Origin of the sequence: Ramlibacter rhizophilus (genome assembly GCF_004681965.1) — a bacterium.
Lineage (GTDB): Bacteria > Pseudomonadota > Gammaproteobacteria > Burkholderiales > Burkholderiaceae_C > Ramlibacter > Ramlibacter rhizophilus.
This window is the reverse complement of sequence record NZ_SMLL01000003.1, coordinates 253,476-271,655: the sequence shown is the minus strand read 5'-3', so window position 1 is coordinate 271,655 and position 18,180 is coordinate 253,476. Positions and strand designations below refer to the sequence as shown.

Annotated in this window: 17 protein-coding genes; 9 read left to right on the top strand and 8 right to left on the bottom strand. The window is 70.9% G+C overall.

Annotated features, from left to right (window positions below; translation table 11 throughout):
- Positions 1–180: 180 nt before the first annotated feature.
- Together EZ242_RS07750 and EZ242_RS07745 are read right to left on the bottom strand one after the other, a co-directional pair.
- Positions 181–1,842, bottom strand: a complete 1,662-nt coding sequence (locus EZ242_RS07750) for a (2,3-dihydroxybenzoyl)adenylate synthase (protein ID WP_135284565.1) — start codon at positions 1,840–1,842, stop codon at positions 181–183.
- Between the two features lie 11 nt (positions 1,843–1,853).
- Positions 1,854–2,615 (bottom strand): SDR family NAD(P)-dependent oxidoreductase, encoded by a 762-nt coding sequence (locus tag EZ242_RS07745; protein ID WP_135284564.1) that lies wholly within the window; start codon positions 2,613–2,615, stop codon positions 1,854–1,856.
- 105 nt (positions 2,616–2,720) lie between these two features.
- On the opposite strand from EZ242_RS07745, the gene EZ242_RS07740 reads away from it, so the two are divergent.
- Complete coding sequence (locus EZ242_RS07740) at positions 2,721–3,611, top strand: LysR substrate-binding domain-containing protein (RefSeq protein ID WP_135284563.1); 891 nt, start codon at positions 2,721–2,723, stop codon at positions 3,609–3,611.
- Positions 3,612–3,713: 102 nt separating this feature from the next.
- Here the strand turns inward: EZ242_RS07740 and EZ242_RS07735 are convergent, their stop codons facing one another.
- Complete coding sequence (locus tag EZ242_RS07735) at positions 3,714–4,667, bottom strand: Bug family tripartite tricarboxylate transporter substrate binding protein (protein WP_135284562.1); 954 nt, start codon at positions 4,665–4,667, stop codon at positions 3,714–3,716.
- A gap of 107 nt (positions 4,668–4,774) precedes the next feature.
- On the opposite strand from EZ242_RS07735, the gene EZ242_RS07730 reads away from it, so the two are divergent.
- Complete coding sequence (locus tag EZ242_RS07730; protein ID WP_135284561.1) at positions 4,775–5,677, top strand: LysR family transcriptional regulator; 903 nt, start codon at positions 4,775–4,777, stop codon at positions 5,675–5,677.
- A 71-nt stretch (positions 5,678–5,748) separates the two neighbouring features.
- Positions 5,749–6,588: a PPK2 family polyphosphate kinase gene (locus EZ242_RS07725; protein WP_240787022.1), complete on the top strand. Its 840-nt coding sequence runs from the start codon at positions 5,749–5,751 to the stop codon at positions 6,586–6,588.
- A 15-nt stretch (positions 6,589–6,603) separates the two neighbouring features.
- Here the strand turns inward: EZ242_RS07725 and EZ242_RS07720 are convergent, their stop codons facing one another.
- Positions 6,604–7,593, bottom strand: coding sequence for a Bug family tripartite tricarboxylate transporter substrate binding protein (locus EZ242_RS07720; RefSeq protein ID WP_167784689.1), 990 nt, complete (start codon positions 7,591–7,593; stop codon positions 6,604–6,606).
- 130 nt (positions 7,594–7,723) lie between these two features.
- Between EZ242_RS07720 and EZ242_RS07715 the strand changes: the two genes are divergently transcribed.
- The 6 genes from EZ242_RS07715 to EZ242_RS07690 all read left to right on the top strand — a co-directional run bounded on the left by EZ242_RS07715 (position 7,724) and on the right by EZ242_RS07690 (position 13,888).
- Complete coding sequence (locus tag EZ242_RS07715; protein ID WP_135284558.1) at positions 7,724–8,515, top strand: IclR family transcriptional regulator; 792 nt, start codon at positions 7,724–7,726, stop codon at positions 8,513–8,515.
- Between the two features lie 59 nt (positions 8,516–8,574).
- A complete protein-coding gene (locus tag EZ242_RS07710) occupies positions 8,575–9,861 on the top strand; it encodes a Rieske 2Fe-2S domain-containing protein (RefSeq protein WP_135284557.1) in 1,287 nt (428 codons plus the stop codon).
- Positions 9,858–10,649: an SDR family NAD(P)-dependent oxidoreductase gene (locus tag EZ242_RS07705; protein ID WP_135284556.1), complete on the top strand. Its 792-nt coding sequence runs from the start codon at positions 9,858–9,860 to the stop codon at positions 10,647–10,649. Before EZ242_RS07710 ends, EZ242_RS07705 begins: the two co-directional genes overlap by 4 nt.
- Before the next feature lie 10 nt (positions 10,650–10,659).
- Positions 10,660–11,604 (top strand): dioxygenase family protein, encoded by a 945-nt coding sequence (locus tag EZ242_RS07700; protein ID WP_135284555.1) that lies wholly within the window; start codon positions 10,660–10,662, stop codon positions 11,602–11,604.
- A 40-nt stretch (positions 11,605–11,644) separates the two neighbouring features.
- Complete coding sequence (locus EZ242_RS07695; RefSeq protein ID WP_135284554.1) at positions 11,645–12,640, top strand: Bug family tripartite tricarboxylate transporter substrate binding protein; 996 nt, start codon at positions 11,645–11,647, stop codon at positions 12,638–12,640.
- Between the two features lie 225 nt (positions 12,641–12,865).
- Positions 12,866–13,888 carry an extracellular catalytic domain type 1 short-chain-length polyhydroxyalkanoate depolymerase gene (locus EZ242_RS07690; RefSeq protein WP_205960618.1) on the top strand — a complete coding sequence of 341 codons (1,023 nt, stop codon included), beginning with the start codon at positions 12,866–12,868 and terminating at the stop codon, positions 13,886–13,888.
- Here the strand turns inward: EZ242_RS07690 and EZ242_RS07685 are convergent.
- The 4 genes from EZ242_RS07685 to EZ242_RS07670 form a co-directional block, all read right to left on the bottom strand.
- Positions 13,857–14,435: an NADPH-dependent FMN reductase gene (locus EZ242_RS07685; RefSeq protein ID WP_135284552.1), complete on the bottom strand. Its 579-nt coding sequence runs from the start codon at positions 14,433–14,435 to the stop codon at positions 13,857–13,859. The two genes, EZ242_RS07690 and EZ242_RS07685, sit on opposite strands and share 32 nt — an antisense overlap.
- A gap of 74 nt (positions 14,436–14,509) precedes the next feature.
- Entirely contained in the window at positions 14,510–14,932 is a 423-nt protein-coding gene (locus EZ242_RS07680; protein ID WP_135284551.1) for a GlcG/HbpS family heme-binding protein, read from the bottom strand.
- A 44-nt stretch (positions 14,933–14,976) separates the two neighbouring features.
- Positions 14,977–16,428 carry an aldehyde dehydrogenase gene (locus tag EZ242_RS07675; protein ID WP_135284550.1) on the bottom strand — a complete coding sequence of 484 codons (1,452 nt, stop codon included), beginning with the start codon at positions 16,426–16,428 and terminating at the stop codon, positions 14,977–14,979.
- A gap of 21 nt (positions 16,429–16,449) precedes the next feature.
- Positions 16,450–18,180: a thiamine pyrophosphate-binding protein gene (locus EZ242_RS07670; protein WP_135284549.1), complete on the bottom strand. Its 1,731-nt coding sequence runs from the start codon at positions 18,178–18,180 to the stop codon at positions 16,450–16,452.

The window sequence follows — 18,180 nt, the reverse complement described above, 5'->3', positions numbered from 1 at the left end:
TCGCAATGGTTGTTGGCTGGCGATGGGCTTCGACAGGCTCAGCCCGAACGGTGTGGCAGGCTCAGCCCGAACGGTGTGCAGGCGACAGGCTCGGCCCGAACGGTTTGGTGGCGGCAGAAGCCCACCCCTTCCCGTTCGCCCTGAGCCTGTCGAAGGGCCCCGACCCGAACGACTCCGCACTCAAGCCGCCGCCCGCGCCGCCTCTTCTTCCTGCAGCTTGCCGGCGATGAGCTCGCCCAGTGCCTTCTTGGAGACCTTGCCGAAGGTGGAGACGGGAAAATCCGCCAGCAGCTCCAGCCGCTCGGGCAACTTGAACTTGGCGATCTCCTTGGTGGCCAGGAAAGCCACCAGCTCGGCCAGGGTCAGGGTGCGGCCTGCCTTGGGGATGACGAAGGCGCACATGCGCTCGCCCATGTTCGGATCGGGCATGGGCACGCAGGCCACGTTCTGCACGGACGGGTGCATGAGGATCAGGTTCTCCACCTCCTCGGCGCTGATCTTCTCGCCGCCGCGGTTGATCAGGTCCTTCTTGCGCCCCTCGACGACGTAGTTGCCCGAGGGGTGCTTGCGCATCAGGTCGCCCGAGCGGTAGAAGCCGTCGGGCGTGAACTGGCGCGCGTTGTACTCGGGAACGCCGAAGTAGCCGCGCAGCGTGTAGGGCCCGCGCACGGTGAACTCCCCCACCTCGCCGTCGGGCACCTCGCGGCCCTCGTCGTCCAGCAGCAGCACCTCGTCGTCCGGGCAGACCGGGCGGCCGCAGGTCTCCAGCTTCACTTCCTCGGGGTCGCTCGCGCGCACGAACATCAGCGTGCCCTCGGACATGCCGAAGTTCTCCTGCACGAACACCCCCGGGATCAGCGCGCGCGTGCGGGCCCGCACCTCGGGCTGCATGCGCTGGCCGCCGCTCTGGATCACTTTCAAGCTGGAGAGCTCGAAGTCGTAGGCGCTGGGGTCGTTGATGAGGCGGATCAAAAGCGCCGGCACCACCTTCAGGTGCGTGACCCCGTGCTTCTGGATCAGCGCGAACATCTCGGTGGGGCGCGTGTTCGCATGCAGCACCACCTTGGCCCCCTTGAACATGAAGCCCTGGATGCCCGGGCAGGCGAGCGGCAGGTTGTGCGCGATGGGCAGCACCAGCAGCAGCACCGACTCGGCGTCGATCTCGGTCACGTCGGCCGCGACCTTGGAGTTGTAGGCGTAATCGTTGTTGGTGCGCGGGATCAGCTTCGGGATGCCGGTGGTGCCACCCGAGAGCTGGAAGATGCACGGGTCCATGGGGTCGATGCGGATCTCCGCCAGGCGGGAGGCCGGCAGGCGCGCCGGGCGCTCGATCAGCTCGCGCAGCGAATGCTCGCCCGGTCCCGCCTCGCCCAGCACCAGCCGGAACTTGAGCGAAGGCTGCTCGGCCTGCATCCGCTCGATCATGGGCGAGAAGGCGAAGTCGCCGGCGGTCTTGGGATAGACGCAGCAGGTCGCGCCCGAGAGCTGCACGAACTGGCTGATCTCGGCGAAGCGGTGCGTGACAAGCGCTGCGATGGGAATGGCCCCGATCTTCTGCAGCGCGAAGTACAGGACCACGAACTCGTGCACGTTGGGCAGCGTGGGCACCACGCGGTCCAGGGGCTTCAGGCCGACCTCCAGCAGGTTCAGCGCGAGGTTGGTGGTGACGCGGTCGAGTTCGGCATAGGTGAACTCACGCTCGCCATCGACCAGGGCCACGCGGTCGGCGAAGCGCTTGAACACCGCGTCGAACTCCTGGGCCAGCGACTTGTCCTGCCAGTAGCCCCTGGCGCGATAGCGCTCGACGTACTCCGGCGGGAAGGGAACGAATCCTTCGAGCATGCGAGCCTCCTTCAGGTGGAGCTGGTGAAGCCGCCGTCGATGACGACGATCTCGCCGGTGACGAAGCGCATGCCCTCGATCAGGCCCATCATGGCCTCGGCCACGTCGTCGGCCGTCACGCAGCGCTTGAGCGGGGTGGCCTTGGCGCGCGCGCCCATGAGCGACTCGTACTTGTCGCCCAGCATGCGCTCCATCCAGTCGCCTTCCATCCAGCCGGGGGCGACGGCGTTCACGCGGATGTCGGGGCCCAGGTTCCAGGCCAGGGTCTTGGTCATGTTGACCACGGCCGCCTTGCTCGCCGCATAGGGCAAAGGCTGCGGCCCGGGGCGCAGGCCCACGATGCTGGCGGTGTTGACGATGGCCGGCTGCGTGCCTTTCTTCAGCAGCGGCACGGCGGCGCGCGTGACCTGGAAGAGGCCCCGCACGTTGACGGCGAAGGTGCGGTCCCACTCGGCCAGGTCCAGGCTCTCCAGGTCCTTGACCTTCCACTTTGCCGTGGTGCCCGCGTTGTTCACGAGCGCGTCGAGGTGGCCGAAGGCGGCCTCGATCTCGCCCATCATGCGGCGCACCGCGGGCTCGTCGCTCACGTCGCACTGCAGCAGCAGGGCCTTGCCGCCGAGCTTCTCCACTTCGGAGGCGACCTCCTGCGCCGCCTTGGCGCTGGAGCCGTAGTTGATGGCGACGTCGTAGCCGGCGCGCGCGAGGGCGAGCACGGCGCTGCGGCCGATGCCGGTGGCGCCGCCGGTGACGAGGGCTTTCTTGCGTTGGGTCATGGGGATGCTTCCTGGGGTTCGTTCGGTGGACCACTCTAGGCGGGAAGCATGTTCTCCGGAAGATGACAGAATCCACTGGCCGTTCACTTATAGAGAACACCCCGCATGAAGCTCAACCAACTGCGCGACATGGTCGCCATCGTCGAGCGAGGCAGCCTGCGCGGCGCGGCGCGGCACCTGGACATCGCGCAATCGGCGCTCACGCGCAGCATCCGCGAACTGGAGCGCGAGCTGGGCGGAACGCTTTTCGAGCGCGACGCCAAGGGGATGCTGCTCACGCCCCTGGGGCGCCTCTTCTTCCAGCGGGCCAGCTCGGCGATGAACGAGTTGCGCCGGGCGCGCGAGGAGGTGGAGCAGGCCCGGGGCGGCACGGGCGGCACGGTGGTGGCGGCGCTGTCCATCATGCCGCACGTGGGCATGCTGCCCGGTGCGCTCACGCAGTTCCGCAAGCGCTTTCCCGGCGTGGTGCTGAAGCTGATCGAGGGGCTCTACCCCACGGTCGAGCCCGGCCTGCGCGACGGCACCATCGACTTCTACCTGGGCGCTGCCACGCCGGCCCCGCCCGCGCCCGGGCTGGTGGCCGAGCGGCTCTTCGACAATACGCGTTTGGTGGTGGGGCGAAAGGGCCATCCGCTCGCCACAGCGCGATCGCTCAAGGCGCTCGCGCAGGCCGAATGGCTCACCCCCTCCCTCAGCTACGACGCGGCCGAAGACCTGAACGCCCTCTTCGCCGCCTTCAAGCTGCCCGCGCCACGCATCACGCTGCAGGCGCACTCGGCGATGACCGTGCTGGTGGCCCTGGCCAGCACCGACCTGCTGGCCATGCTGCCCAAGCAATGGAACGAGTTCCCGCTCACGCAGGGCGCGCTGCAGGTGATCCCGGTGCGCGAGAAGCTGGCGGCGCCGTCCATCGTGTTCGTGCGGCGCGGCGACCTGCCGCTCACGCCGGCGGCGGAGTACTTCTGCGACATGCTGCGGCGCTACGCGCCGCAATGACCGTCCGCTCGCTTGCCTCGAAGAACCAGCGCCTGCACGACGACACCGCCAAGCGCTGGCTGCGCGGGGTGGTGGCGGACCTGTTCGGCGACAAGGCCGCGCTCACTGCGCCGTGATCCCCGCCTGCCGGATCACCTCGGACCAGCGCAGCATCTCTGCGTCCACGAAGCGCCTGAACGGCACCGGTCCCGAGTCGGCCACCGGCTCGAGTCCCGCCGCGACGAGCCGCTCGCGCACGGCCGGCCGAGCCAGGGCCCGGCCGACCGCCGCCGCCAGGTGCTCCACCTCGGCCGCGGGCGTACCCATGGGCGCAACCAGCCCATGCCAGTCGCGCAGGCTCGCTTCGGCCATGCCCGACTCAGCGAGCGTCGGCACCTCGGGCAGCTGCGGCAGGCGCTGCGACGCCGTGGTGGCGAGCGCGCGCACCTTGCCGGCCCGCAGCAGCGGCAGCGCCGCCGGCACGGTGGCGAACATCAGGTCCACATGGCCGCCGGCCAGCGCCGCCAGGCCGGCGACCGGTCCGTTGAACGGCACGTGCCGCAGCGCCACGCCGGCGCGCTGCCTGAACAGCTCGGCGGCCAGGTGCGCCGGCGTGCCATTGCCACCCGAAGCGTAGGTGAGCGCGCCGGCGCGTGCCCCCTCGAGCACCTCGGCCAGCGTGCGCGCCGGATGGTCGTGCCGCACCACCAGCACGTTGCTCACCTGCGAGAGCTGCCGCACCGGCTGCAGGGCCGCCGTGTCGTAGCCGACGCTCTTGAGCAGGCTGGGCGCGGCCGCGGCCTGCAAGGCGAAGACGCCGAGCGTGCTGCCGTCGCGCGGGGCGCGGCTCACGGCGGCGATCGCGATCGTCCCGGCCGCACCGGGCCGGTTCTCCACCACCACGGGGCGCCCGAGTTCCGCGGCCAGCGGTTCGCTGAGGGCTCGCGCGACGGTGTCGCCCGGAGTCCCCGGCGGGCCACCCACCAGCACGGTGAGCGGACCGACGGCGCCCGGCGCCTGCGCGAGCGCCAGCGTGCCGGCCAGCAGGCCGGCCACCAGCGTGTTGAGCTGCTTCATCTCGGATTCCTCCACGGCGGTTTCGATGCCGTGGAGTGAACCACCCCGGGCGCCTGCGGCATAAGATGCGCCAGGCTTGTCGGCGATAACCCCAGGGCATCACCGCGATGCAGCTCAACCAGCTCAGGACCTTCACCGCCATCGTCGAGACCGGCAGCATCCGGGCGGCGGCGCGGCGGCTCGGCGTGTCCCAGCCGTCGGCCACCAAGAGCCTGCGCGCGCTGGAGCAGGACCTGGACACCCAGCTGGTGCAGCGTCACAGCCGCGGCATCGCGCTCACGCCGGCCGGCAAGGCGCTGCTCGCCCACGCCCGCGCCGCCCAGGCCGAACTGCAGAAGGCACGCGCGGAGATCGACGAACTCGCCGGCCGGGCCCGGGAGTCCGTCACCATGGGGGTGGCCTCCATCGTGGGCGCCTGGCTGGTGCCGCCCGTGCTGGCCGCGCAACGCGCGCGCAGCCCGGAGAGCGCCGTACGGGTGCTGGAAGGCACGCAGGAGAGCCTGCTGCCGATGCTGCGCGAAGGTGCGATCGATTTCGCCGTGTGCCTGCGGCTCGAACCCGAGTCGACGCGGGGCTTCACGGTCCGCAACCTCGCGCGCTTCCGCCTGACCGTGGTGGGCCGCAAAGGCCACCCGTTGCGGCAGGCCCGCCGCCTGGAGGAACTGCGCGAAGCGCACTGGATCATGACGCGCCCGCGCGGCGCCGGGGGCGCGCTGGAGCATGCCTTCCGCGCGGCGGGGCTGGCGCTGCCCGCGTCGGCCACGGAGTGCGATTCGCACGCCATCAAGATCGCCCTGCTGGCCGGGAGCGACGCACTCGGACTGGTGGGCCGGCCCATGCTCGGCGAAGCGTCGGTGCGCGCGCTGCTGGAAGAAATTCCGATCGAGCCGCCGTTCCCGCTGATGACGGTGAGCCTCTACACCCGCTCGGACACGCCGCCCGGGCCGCCGGTGCGCGCGCTGGCCGCGCTGGTGGCCCTGCAGTGCCGCACCATCCTGCGCATGAATTGAAACCCGGGCCCCACCGCCGACGCGGCGCGCGGTACAACGCGTGCACCAGCCGCCCCACTTGAAGGATGCACATGGCCGCGTACGACGCCGACGACACCACGCCCCTGTTGAGCGGCCTGCGCCACGCGGCGGCGGGCACGCCCTTCGACCTCTCGGCCGTCGATCCGGCGGCGACGCCCTTCGGCAGCGGCGACAAGCAGCGGGACAAGGCGGCGGTCGAAGCGCTGGCCCTGGAACTCGACGAGCTGCAGAACCGCCTCTTCGCCGACCGCCGCTACGCCATCCTGGTCGTGCTGCAGGGCACCGACACCAGCGGCAAGGACGGCACGCTGCGTTCAGTGTTCGGACGCATGAGCCCGCTGGGCGTGCGCACCGTGGGCTGGCGCGCGCCCAGCGAAGAGGAGCGTGCGCACGACGTGCTCTGGCGCATCCACGCGCAGGCGCCGCGTCGCGGCGAGATCGTGGTCTTCAACCGAAGCCACTACGAGGACGTGCTGGTGCCGCTGGTCAACGGCCACCTGACCGAGCAGACGCTCGCGCGGCGCTACGCCCACATCAACGACTTCGAGCGCATGCTCTGCGAGTCGGGCACGGTCATCGTGAAGTTCATGCTGCACATCTCGCGCGAGGAGCAGCGCAAGCGGCTGCAGGAGCGCGTGGACAACCCGGACAAGCGCTGGAAGTTCCAGCCCGAGGACCTGCACGTGCGCAACCAGTGGGGCGCCTACCAGCAGGCCTATGCCCGCGCCATCGGCGCGACGGGCACGGACTGGGCGCCGTGGACCGTCGTGCCGGCCGACTCCAAGACCCACCGCAACCTCATGATCGCGCGGCTGCTGCGGCAGGTGCTTCAGGGGCTGGACCTGCGCTATCCGGACGACCCCGCGCTGGCGGGGTTGAAAGTCCAGTGACGAGGAGCCTCGGCCTTACTGCACCTTGATGCCGCGGTCCTTGATCACCTTGCCCAGGCTCTCGGTCTCGCGCTTGAGCATGCTGGCGAACTCGGCCTGCGAGCTCATCACCGGCTCGGCGTTCAGCTCGGCCAGACGGGTCTGCACCTCCGGCGACTGGATGGCCTTGGTGAACTCGCTGCGGATGCGTTCGACCACCGGCGCGGGCGTGCCCGCGGGAACGAAGAGGCCGTTCCACTGCTGCGGCTTGAAGTCGGCGTAGCCCGCCTCGGCGAAGGTGGGCACGTCGGGCAGCTTGGCCAGGCGCTTGTCGCTGGTGACGGCCAGGGCCTTGACCTTGCCGGCGGCCACCTGCGGCGCGGCCAGCGTGCTGGAGATGAGGAGCGCCTGCACGTGCCCGCCCAAGAGGTCGGTCATGGCCGGACCGCCGCCCTTGTAGGCGACGTGCGGCATCTCGATGCCCACCATGTCCTTGAAGACTTCCGAGTACAGGTGGTTGCTGGTGCCGATGCCGGGGCTGGCGAAGCTCAGCTTGCCGGGGTTGGCCTTGGCGTAGGCGACGAACTCCTTGAGGTTCTTGGCCGGTACGTTGTTGTTGACCAGCATGACCAGCGGAATGCGCGTGAGCAGCGCCACCGGGGTCATGTCCTTCAGCGCGTCGTAGGGCAGGTTGGGCACCAGGTGCGGGTTGGCCGGCACGCTGTCCGCGCTCAGCAGCAGCGTGTAGCCGTCGGGCGCGGCGCGCACCAGCTGCGCTTCGGCCACGGTGCCGCCGGCGCCGGGCCGGTTCTCCACCACCACCGGCTGGCCCAGGCCCTCCTGCAGCTTGGGCTGGATGGCGCGGGCGATCAGGTCGGTGAGGCCGCCCGGCGCGAAGCTCACGATGATGCGCACCGGCTTGTTGGGATAGTCGCCCTGGGCCAGGGCAGCCGGCGTGAGCGACAGGGCGCAGGCGGCCGCGCCGGCGCCGAGCACCAGGCGCCGCAGGAACGCGCGTTTGAGCATGTAGTCTCCTGAGATTGGTTTGAGCTGGATCAAGATGGAACCAGCCAGCTGTCCGTAGAGTGGACAGGCTTTGCGATTTTTGGCAGGCTCTGGGCACGGTGTCAACCCAGGGCATTCACCCCCCCTCCCCATGGAACAAGCAACTGAAGAGAAAAACCCGGTGCAGGAGAAATCCGCCGAAGGCGTGCGCGCGGTGGAGCGTGCACTGGACCTGCTGGCCGCGTTCGGCCCCGGCGACACCGAGCTGCTGGTGTCGGACCTGGTGCAGCGCGTGGGCCTCAGCCGCCCCACCCTCTATCGCCTGCTGCACACCCTGGAAAAGCGCGGCTTCGTGACTTCCTCGGGCGAGCCGCAGCGCTTCCGCCTGGGGCCGGCCGTCGCACGGCTGTCGCACGTGTGGACCAGCAGCCTGGACCTGAGCGCCCTGGCCCGCCCGGTCATGCAGGCGGCCTGGGCCCACACCTCGGAGACGGTGGCCCTGTTCGTGCCGCGCGGGCCGATGCGACTGTGCCTGGCCGAGATGCCCAGCCCGCAGCCCCTGAGCTTCCGGCGCGGGGTCGGCTACAGCGAGCGGCTGGTGCGCGGTGCCAGCGGCCGGGCCATCCTGGCGCACCAGTCGCTCGCGCCCGGGCAGCTGGAGTCCTGGGCTGCCGGCACGGCCACCGACCTGGGGTGGCTGCGCGAGCAGATGGCGCTCACGCGCGAGCGCGGTTACGCCATGGGCCACAACGAGCTGATCCAGGGCGCCTACGCCGTGGCGGCGCCTTTCTTTGACGGGCAGGGGCAGGTGGCCGGATCGCTGGGCGTGTTCGGCCCCGACGTGCGGCTGACCGAGGAGCGGGTGCACGAGATCGGGCTGTACCTCCGCACCCAGGCTCACCGCCTGACCGAAGCCCTGGGCGGCGCCGCGCCACCGGCTTGACCCTCGGCACGGCATGTCCGTAGAATGAACACGCAAATCGCACTACGGACACTGCTGCCATGAACGACATGATGAAGACGCTGGTGCGCACGGGCCCCGGCACGCCCACCGGAAACCTGTTGCGCCGCTACTGGGTGCCCATCCTCCTTTCCAGCGAGATCGCCGAACCGGACGGTCCCCAGGTGCGCGTGAAGATCCTGGGCGAGAAGCTGCTCGCCTTTCGCGACACGCAGGGCCGCCCGGGCCTGATCAGCGAGTTCTGCTCGCACCGCGGCGCCTCGCTCTATTTCGGCCGCAACGAGGAAGGCGGCGTGCGCTGCGCCTACCACGGCCTGAAGTTCGACATCCATGGCAAGTGCGTGGACGTGCCGCAGGCACCGCAGGCCTGCGACAAGATGGGCATCACCGCCTATCCCTGCGTGGAGCGCGCCGGCATGCTCTGGGCCTACATGGGCCCGCCCGACCAGCAGCCCGAGCCCCCCGGCGTGGAATGGGCCAACCTGCCCGAGAGCCACGTCTTCGTCTCCAAGCGCTGGCAGGAGTGCAACTTCCTGCAGGCCATGGAAGGCGGCATCGACACCAGCCACGTGTCCTTCGTGCACAAGTTCGAGGTGGACGACGACCCCTTCCACCAGGGCACCAAGGCCAACGAGTACATCAAGAAGGACGGCAACGTCACCTTCGAGATCGAAAAGCACGACGGGGGCCTGACCCTCTTCGGCAAGCGCATGGGCGAGCCCGACTCCTTCTACTGGCGCGTCACGCAGTGGATCTTCCCCTGGTACAACCTGATCCCCCCCTTCGGCGACCACGCCCTGGGCGGCCATGTGTGGGTGCCCATCGACGACGAGAACTGCTGGGCCTGGAGCATCAACTTCCACCCGGACAAGCCGCTGTCGGCCGAGGAGCGCCGCCACCTGGAGGAAGGCAAGGGCGTGCACTGCGCCTACGAGCCCGGCACCAACGTGCCCGGCGGCACCTTCCGGCCGGTGCAGAACAAGGACAACGACTACCTGATCGACCGCAAGGCGCAGAAGGAGCGGCGCTCCTTCAGCGGCGTCTTCGGCTTCGCCGCGCAGGACGCCTCGCTGCAGGAAAGCATGGGTCCCATCCAGGACCACTCGGCCGAGAAGCTGCTGCCCTCGGACCGCGCCATCGTGATGGCCCGCCGCATGCTCTGGGACGCCACCGTCGGCCTCGCGCAGGGCCAGCAGCCACCCGCGCTGTCGGCGCAGTCCCAGCACGTGCGCGCCGCCGGGGTGCTGCTGCCGCGCGAGCAGAAGCCGCAGGAATGGGCCAAGGTGCACCTGGTGTACGACAAGGACGAACCGGTGTACTCGGTATGAGCGCGGCCACCCCCGCCGGCCGCCTGGCCGGCAAGGTCGCCCTGGTCACGGGCGGCGGCGGCGGCATCGGCGCCGCCACGACGCGCCTCTTCTGTGAGCAGGGCGCGGCCGTGATGCTGGTGGACCTGGACCCCGCCGCGCTGGAGCGTACGGCGCAGGCCGTCCGCGCCGAGCGGCCCGAAGCCCGCATCGAGGTGCTGGCCGGCGATGTGGCCGACCCCGGCGTCGCCACCGCGGCGGTGAGGGCCTGCGAGCAGGCCTTCGGGCAACTGGACGTGCTGGTGAACAACGCCGCCATGCGCAACTACAGTTCGTTCGCCGAGGCCACGCCCGAGGAGTGGCAGGCCGTCATCGGCGTGAACATGCTGGGCAACGCCCAGTTCTGCCGCGCGGCGCTGCCGCTCTTGCGGCGCGCGGGCCGCGGTGCCATCGTGAACGTGTCGTCCTGCTACGCGGTCAAGGGCCGCAAGGGCATGGCCCTGTACGACGCCACCAAGTCGGCCATGCTGGCCATGACCCGCACGCTGGCCTTCGAGGAAGCCGACCACGGCGTGCGCGTGAACGTGGTCTGCCCCGGCTCCACGCTCACCGACTTCCACGTGAACCGCACCCGCGCGGCGGGCAGGAGCGTGGAGGACCTGAAAACCCAGCGGCAGGACACGTCGCTCCTCGGGCGCTGGGCCGAGCCGATGGAGATCGCCTACCCCATCCTGTGGCTGGCCTCGGACGAGGGCTCCTTCATCACCGGCACCACGCTGGTGGTGGACGGCGGGCTGCACGTGAAGTGAGGAAGACCCCGTGATCATCGAATCCCCCGACGACCTCACCCGCGCCGTGCTGGCCGAGGTGGAGCGCACGCCCGACGAGCGCCTGCGCCGGCTGCTCGCCTCGGCGGTGAAGCACCTGCACGGCTTCGTGCGGGAGACCGAGCTCACCGAGCCGGAGTTCCGGCGCCTGTGCGGCCTCATCGCGCAGGCCGGCCAGCTCACCACGCCCTCGCACAACGAGGTGGTGCTCGCGGCCGGTTCCCTGGGCGTGTCGGCACTCGTATGCCTCATGAACAACGGCGAGGGCGAGCGCCGCGAGACCACGGCCAACCTCATGGGCCCGTTCTGGCGCCAGGGCTCGCCGGCCACGCCGCAGGGCGGCTCCATCGTGCGCTCGCCCACGCCGGGCGATGCGGTCTTCGTGACCGCCTGGGTGCAGGACCGCGAAGGCCGCCCGGTGGCCGATGCCGAGGTGGACGTGTGGCAGGCCTCGGGCGAGGGCTACTACGAGAACCAGGACCCGCAGCAGGCCGACATGAACCTGCGCGGCCGCTTCACCACCGACGCGCAGGGCACCATCCGCTTTCGCACCGTCAAGCCCTCGGGCTATCCCATCCCGGTGAACGGCCCGGTGGGTGGCCTCATCCGCGCGCAGGGCCGCCACAACCTGCGGCCGGCGCACATCCACTTCATGATCCACAAGCCGGGCTTCAAGACGCAGTTCTCGCAGCTGTATTCGCACGACGACCCGCACCTGGAGACCGACGTGCAGTTCGGCGTGACCCGCACCCTCGTGGGCCGCTACGTGCCGCACGACAACGAGCCCGCGCCCGACGCCGACGTGCAGGGCCGCTGGTGGACGCTGGAGCACCGCTTCACCATCGCCCCCGGCGACGACAGCCTGCCGCCCGCGCCCATCACCGGCAAGGCCGAGGGCGAGCGAGCGCCGCTGGTGGTGCTGGAACGCCGCGACTGAAGCCACCCCCTCGCAGACGAACACTTCAAAAGGAGACAGCATGAACAAGGTCCAACGACGCACCCTCCTCGCCCTGGCCGCCGGCGCGCTGGCCACGGGCGCCCTGGCCCAGGCGCCCGCACCGGGCAACGCCGCCGAGTGGGCGCCCAGCCGCCCGGTGCGCATCGTCGTGCCCATCGTCGGCAGCACCAACGACGTGCTGGCCCGACTGGTGGCGCCCAAGCTGCAGGAGGCCCTGGGGCAGCCGGTGGTGGTGGAGAACAAGCCCGGCGCGGGCGGAAACATCGGCGCCGACCAGGTGGCCAAGTCGGCGCCGGACGGCCTGACACTGCTCGTGGGCTACAACGGCCCGCTGGCCATCAACCCGACCCTGTTCGAGAAGATGCCCTACGACCCGGTGAAGGACCTGCAGCCGATCACGCTGGCCGTGAAGGCACCGCAGTACCTGGTCGTCAACCCCAACGCGGGCATCGACAGCGTCCAGGACCTGGTGGCCAAGGCCAAGGCCGATCCGAACAAGTACTCCTACGCCTCGGTGGCCGTGGGCAGCGCCTCGCACCTGACCATGGAGATGCTCAAGTCGGCGGCGGGCTTCAACATCACGCACGTGCCGTACAAGGGCGCGGGGCCGGCCGTGACCGACCTGCTTGCCGGCAACGTGCAGGCAGCCTTCCTGGTGCCGGGCAACGTGCAGCAGTTCGTGAAGGAAGGCAAGCTCAAGCTCCTGGCCTCCAGCGGCCTGCAGCGGTTTCCGAGTACGCCCAACGTGCCCACGCTGAACGAGCTGGGCTACAAGGACTTCGAGGCCACGTCCTGGATCGGCTTCCTCGCGCCGGCCGGCACGCCCCGGCCCATCGTGGACCGCTATCACCGCGAGCTGGTGAAGATCCTGCGCAGTCCGGAAGTCACCCAGCGCCTGCGCGAGATGGAGTTCGACGTGGTCGCCACCACGCCCGAGCAGTTCGGCGCCTGGATCCGCTCGGAGATCCCGCGCTGGGGCAAGGTGATCAAGGACACCGGCGCGAAGGCGGAATAACCGTACCGCCCCGTCCGGGCCGTCGCTGCAGAAGCCCTTCGACAAGCTCAGGGCGAACGGAGGCGGGCTGCAGGCGAGCCCATCCCGAACCGTTCGGGCTGAGCCTGTCGAAGCCATTCGCCAGCCTCGGGCGAACGGAGCCCGCGTGCTATCTGCAACTTCCCAGCACGCGCTTCGGTCCGACAGGCCCGCGCCCCTGCGGCCCCCAGAATGCGTCGGCACGCCATGCCACGCCGACGACACACCTGGGCCAAGACGCTCGAACGCAACTTCCTGACCCTCTCGCGCCTGGCGGCGCCGAGCGTCACGGCAGCTTTTTCGCCGCCCGCCCGCACACGCGCCCGTGCGGTACCCGGTGACGGCGCCTGGATCGCCGGCGTGAGCATGGGCATGGCCGGGATGCGGCGCTTTCGCCTGTTCCGCCCGTCAGGCATGGCCGCGGGCGAACGCCTTCCGCTCATGGTCATGCTGCATGGCTGCGGCCAGGATGCCGAGAGCTTCGCCATCGCCACGCGCATGAACCAGCTCGCGGCGCGCGAGCGCTTCCTGGTCCTCTACCCGGAGCAGGACCGCATGGCCAACCAGCAGCGATGCTGGAACTGGTTCGACACGCGCAACGGCCGTGCCTTCGGCGAGGTCGATCTGGTGCTGAACGCGATCGACCAGGCCTGCCTGCTGCACGGAGGCGACCGCGAACAGGTGGCGGTGGCGGGTCTGTCGGCCGGCGCCAGCCTGGCGGCGCTGCTGGCCACGCGCCACCCCGCTCGCGTGCGCGCGGTCGTCATGCATTCGGGCGTGCCACCGGGGAGCGCCGACTCGACGATGGGCGCGCTGCGCGCGATGCGCGGCTCGGTCAACGAAGGCATCGAGGCACCCGTGCAGGCAGCGGCGGCCTGGCCGCCGCTGCTCGTGATCCATGGCAGCAGCGACCGCATCGTGGACACGCGCAATGCGCTGGCTGCGGTGCAGGGCTGGGCGCAGGCCGCGGGTGCCCGCCCGGGCACCGGTCGGAAAGTGCAGCGCGGCAAGCGCTACCCCATGACCGTGACCGATTACAAGGCAGCACGCTCGCGCACCGTCGCCCGGCTGGTGGAAATCACCGGGCTCGGCCACGCCTGGAGCGGCGGCAGCCGCGTGACCCACAGCGACCCGAGCGGACCCGACGCCTCGCGCCTGGCCTGGGCGTTCGCCGCCGACCAGTTCGCGCGCCAGGAGGCTATGCGCTCGGCGGGGCGTAAAGCGGCTTGAGCGCGCCGACCAGCTTGTGCAGTTCAGCCACCAGCGGGCCGACCGCCTTGCGCTGCGGCTCGCTGGGAGTGAACACGCCGTCGGCGCCGATCTGTTCGCGGAAGTTGAAGACCGGCACCGCCTCCTGGATCGGGACCATGCGGAAGTTGGCGGTCATGAGGCGCGCGGCCTGCATGGCGCGCAGGCCCCCGCCCACGCCGCCATAGCTCACGAAGGCCACCGGCTTGTAGCTCCACTCGGCCACCAGGTAGTCCATGGCGTTGAGCAGCGAGGGCGGCGGGCTGTAGTTGTACTCGGGCAGCACGAACACGAAGGCGTCGGCCCGGCCCACCGAGGCGGACCAGCGGCGGGTGTGCTCATGGTGGTACTTGCGAAGCCGCGGGTGCTCGGGCTCGTCGAAGACCGGCAGCTTGAACTCGTCGAGGTCGACGAGTTCGGTCTCGAAGCTGCCGATGTCGCTGGCGGCCTGGTGGAACCAGCGGGCCACCGCGGGGCCGGCGCGGCCGGGACGGGTGCTGCAGATCAGGGTCTGGAGGACGGGCTTCATGTCGGGTGATGGTCGGATGAACGAGGACCCGACATGCTAAGCGCGCAGCAGTCCCCCTGCTGGCGCGCCTCGAATCAGCCCGCGACCAGGCCGGCCGATTCCACGCCCGCCTGGCAGATCGCCTCGTCCTCGTCGCCCGTGCCGCCGCTCGCGCCCACGGCCCCGAGGACATTCCCTTCGGCGTCCTTGATCAGGACCGCGCCGGGCTGGGCGACGAAGCGGCCTTCACCCACGGCGGCCAGCGAGACCATGAAGGTGGCATTGTCCTTGGCACGCTGGGCCAGCACGCGGCTGTTGACGCCCATGCCCACCGAGCCCCAGGCCTTGGCCCGCGCGATCTCGAAGCGGAACATGCTCGCGCCGTCCTCGCTCTGGAAGGCCTTGAGGTTGCCGGCCGCGTCGATCACGGCCACGCCCATGGGCTTGAAGCCGCTGGCCTTCGACTTGGCGAGGGCGCCGGCGATGATCTGGTTGGCTTGCTGCAGGGTGAGGGTCACGAAAGCTCCTGGATGACGGATGGTGGAAGAAGCCCGAGCATCGCTCAGAACGGATAGTGCCGCGGCGTGGTCTGCAGCGTGATCCAGCGCAGCTCGGTGAAGGCGTCGATGCCGGCGCGGCCGCCGAAGCGTCCGTAGCCGGACTCCTTGACGCCGCCGAAGGGCATCTGCGCCTCGTCGTGCACCGTCGGGCCGTTGACGTGGCAGATCCCGGACTCGATCTGCCGCGCGACCTGGAAGGCAGCGCCCAGGTCCCGGCTGAACACCGCCGAGGACAGGCCGTAGGGGTTGTCGTTTGCGCAGGCCACGGCCGCATCGACGCCGCGCACCCGCACCACCGGCTTGACCGGCCCGAAGCTCTCCTCGTGGTAGATGCGCATGTCGGCGGTGACGTGGTCCAGCACGGTGGCGGGCATCAGCGTGCTGTCGGCCTTGCCGCCGCACACCAGCTTGGCGCCCTTGGCCAGGGCGTCGTCGATCAGCGCGTTGCAGCGGTCCACCGTGCCACGGTCCACCACCGAACCCAGCACCACCGGCCCGCGGCGCGGGTCGCCCAGCGGCAGCGCCTTGGCGCGCTCGGCCAGGCGGGCGACGAAGGCGTCGGCGATGGCCTCGTCCACGATGAGGCGCTCGGTGGACATGCAGATCTGCCCCGAGTTGGCGAAGGCGCCGAAGATGGCGGCGTTCACGGCCGCCTCCACGTCGGCGTCGGCCAGCACCAGGAAGGGTGCCTTGCCGCCCAGCTCCAGCACGGCGGGCTTGAGGTACCTGGCGCAGGTCTGCGCGATGAGCTTGCCCACGCGGGTGGAGCCCGTGAAGTTGACCCGCCGCAGCGCCGGCATGGCCACCATGGCCTCCACGATTTCCGCCGCATGCTCCGGCGCGTGCGTCACGAAGTTGACCACGCCCGGCGGCAGGCCCGCCTCCTGCAGCGCCTCGACGATGAGCCCGTGCGTGGCCGGGCACAGCTCCGAGGCCTTGAGCACCACGGTGTTGCCGCAGGCCAGCGGCGTGGCGAGGGCACGCACCGCGAGGATGACGGGCGCATTCCAGGGCGCGATGCCCAGCACCACGCCGGCCGGCACGCGCAGGCCCATGGCGATGCTGCCCGGCACGTCCGAGGGAATGACCTCGCCGCCCACCTGGGTCGTCAGCGCCGCCGCCTCCTGCAGCATGCCTGCGGCCAGGTGCGCGTTGAAGCCGGCCCAGGCCGCCGAGGCGCCGGTCTCGGCGGCCATGGCCTCGGCGAATTGCGGCGTGCGCGCTTCCAGCGCGGCGGCGGCCTTGTTCAACAGGGCCCGGCGCTCGCCGGGACCCATCGCGGCCCAGGCGGGAAAGGCCTTGGCGGCGGCCTGCACGGCGCGCTGCGCATCCTGCGCCGAGGCGGCGGGCGCGCGTGTGGCGACGCTGCCGTCCAGCGGATTGCGGCGCTCGAAGTAGGCGCCCGAGGCGGCGTCCGTGGACTCGCCGCCGATCAGCATGCGGATGGTCTTCATGACATGGGTCTCCAGGAGGCTTCAGGGAAGGCGTGTGAGGGCGTCGAAGCCGAAGCGGTTCATGCGGCCGAACATCGGCATCGCGGGATGGGGCACGAAGCGGGTGCGGCAGTCGAGCACCGCAGGCAGGCCCGAGGCCAGCGCGCGGGCGATGGCCGGCGCGACCTGCGCCACCTGCGTGAGGCGCTCGCCGTGGCAGCCGAAACCCCGCGCGATGGCGGCGTAGTCGGTGTCCTCCAGCGCGGTGCCCAGCTCGAAGTCCAGCGCCGCCTTCTGGCCCTGGCGGATGATGCCCCAGGCCTGGTTGTTGTGGACGACGGTGAGAACCGGCAGCTTGTAACGGCGCGCAGTGTCCAGCTCGGCGAGCGTGAAACCGAAGGAGCCGTCGCCGGTGATCTGCACCACCGGCCGCTCCGGGTTCAGCTGCTGCAAGGCCAGGGCATAGGGCGTGCCGAAGCCCAGGTGGCTCATGCCGGGTTCATGCAGTCGCGTGCGTTCGGCCCGCACCGGCGTGAAGTCGTTGCTCCAGAAGCTGGTGTGGCCGCCGTCGTACACCGCCAGCGCATCCGCCGGCAGCGCGCGCGCGATGGCGCGGGCCAGTGCCGCCGGGTGCATGGCCTCGCCGTCGTCGCCTTCGTCGGCCAGGGCCGAGAGCCGCGCCTCGTAGGCCATGCGCCCGGCGCGCGCGCCCAGGAGCCAGCCGGCATCGACGCCTGCGCCCACGCCCTCGTCCCAGCCCGCGAGCAGGTCCGCGAGCGCCGCACGCGCGTCCGCCTGCAGGCCCACCTCGTGCACCGCCGGGTGGCCGAGGGCCGAGGGGTCGAGGTTGATGGCGATGGTGCGGTGCGAACGACGCGCGAACGGCCCCTGTTCGTCCCACATCCAGGACGACCAGCGGCAGCCCACGGCGAGGATCACGTCGGCCTCCTCGAACGCGCTGCGCACCGGCTGGCCCGCGATGAGCCCGCCGTGGCCGATGAAGTGCGGGCTGTCGCTGGGCACCACGCCCAGCGCCATCTGCGTGGGTACCACCGGCGCGCGCAGCCGGCGCGCGATCTCGCGCAGGGCTTCGCCCGCCCCGCTCGCCACCACGCCGCCGCCGGCGACCACGAGCGGCCGGCGCGCCTCGCGCAGCAGGGCCAGCGCCTGCGCCACGCCGCCGGCATCCGGCCGCATGCGGCCGCTCGCGCGGTAGCGCTCCGGGGAGAGCTCGAACTCGTCGTGCGCGAACTCGCAGTCCTGCGTGAGGACGTCGTTCGGGATGTCCAGGTGCACCGGCCCCGGCCGGCCCGAGAGGGCTTCGCGGAAGGCGCGCCGCACCAGTTCCGGCAGGCGCCGCGCGTCGTGCACCACGGCATTCCATTTCGTGACGGGGCGCGTGACGGCCACCGTGTCCAGGTCCATGAACATGCCGCTGTGCGGATAGCACGCGGCGCGGTTCTGGTTGGTGGTGAGGGCCAGCAGCGGCAGGTGGTTGGCCCAGGCGACGCCCAGGCCCGAGGCGAGGTTGAGCCCGCCCGGGCCCATCTCCGCGAGGGCCACCGCCATGCGGCCGGTGGCGGCGTGGCAGGCGGCGGCCATCATCGGCCCCGCGGCTTCGTGCCGCAGGCCGAGGAAGCCGAGCCGTGGGTGCTGCGCGATGGCCTGCAGCAAGGGCCCCAGCTTGCCGCCCACGACGCCATAGACCTGCCGCACGTCCTCGGCCAGCAGCAGGCGCACCAGCGCCTGGGCGCCGTTCAGTCGCAGGGCCAT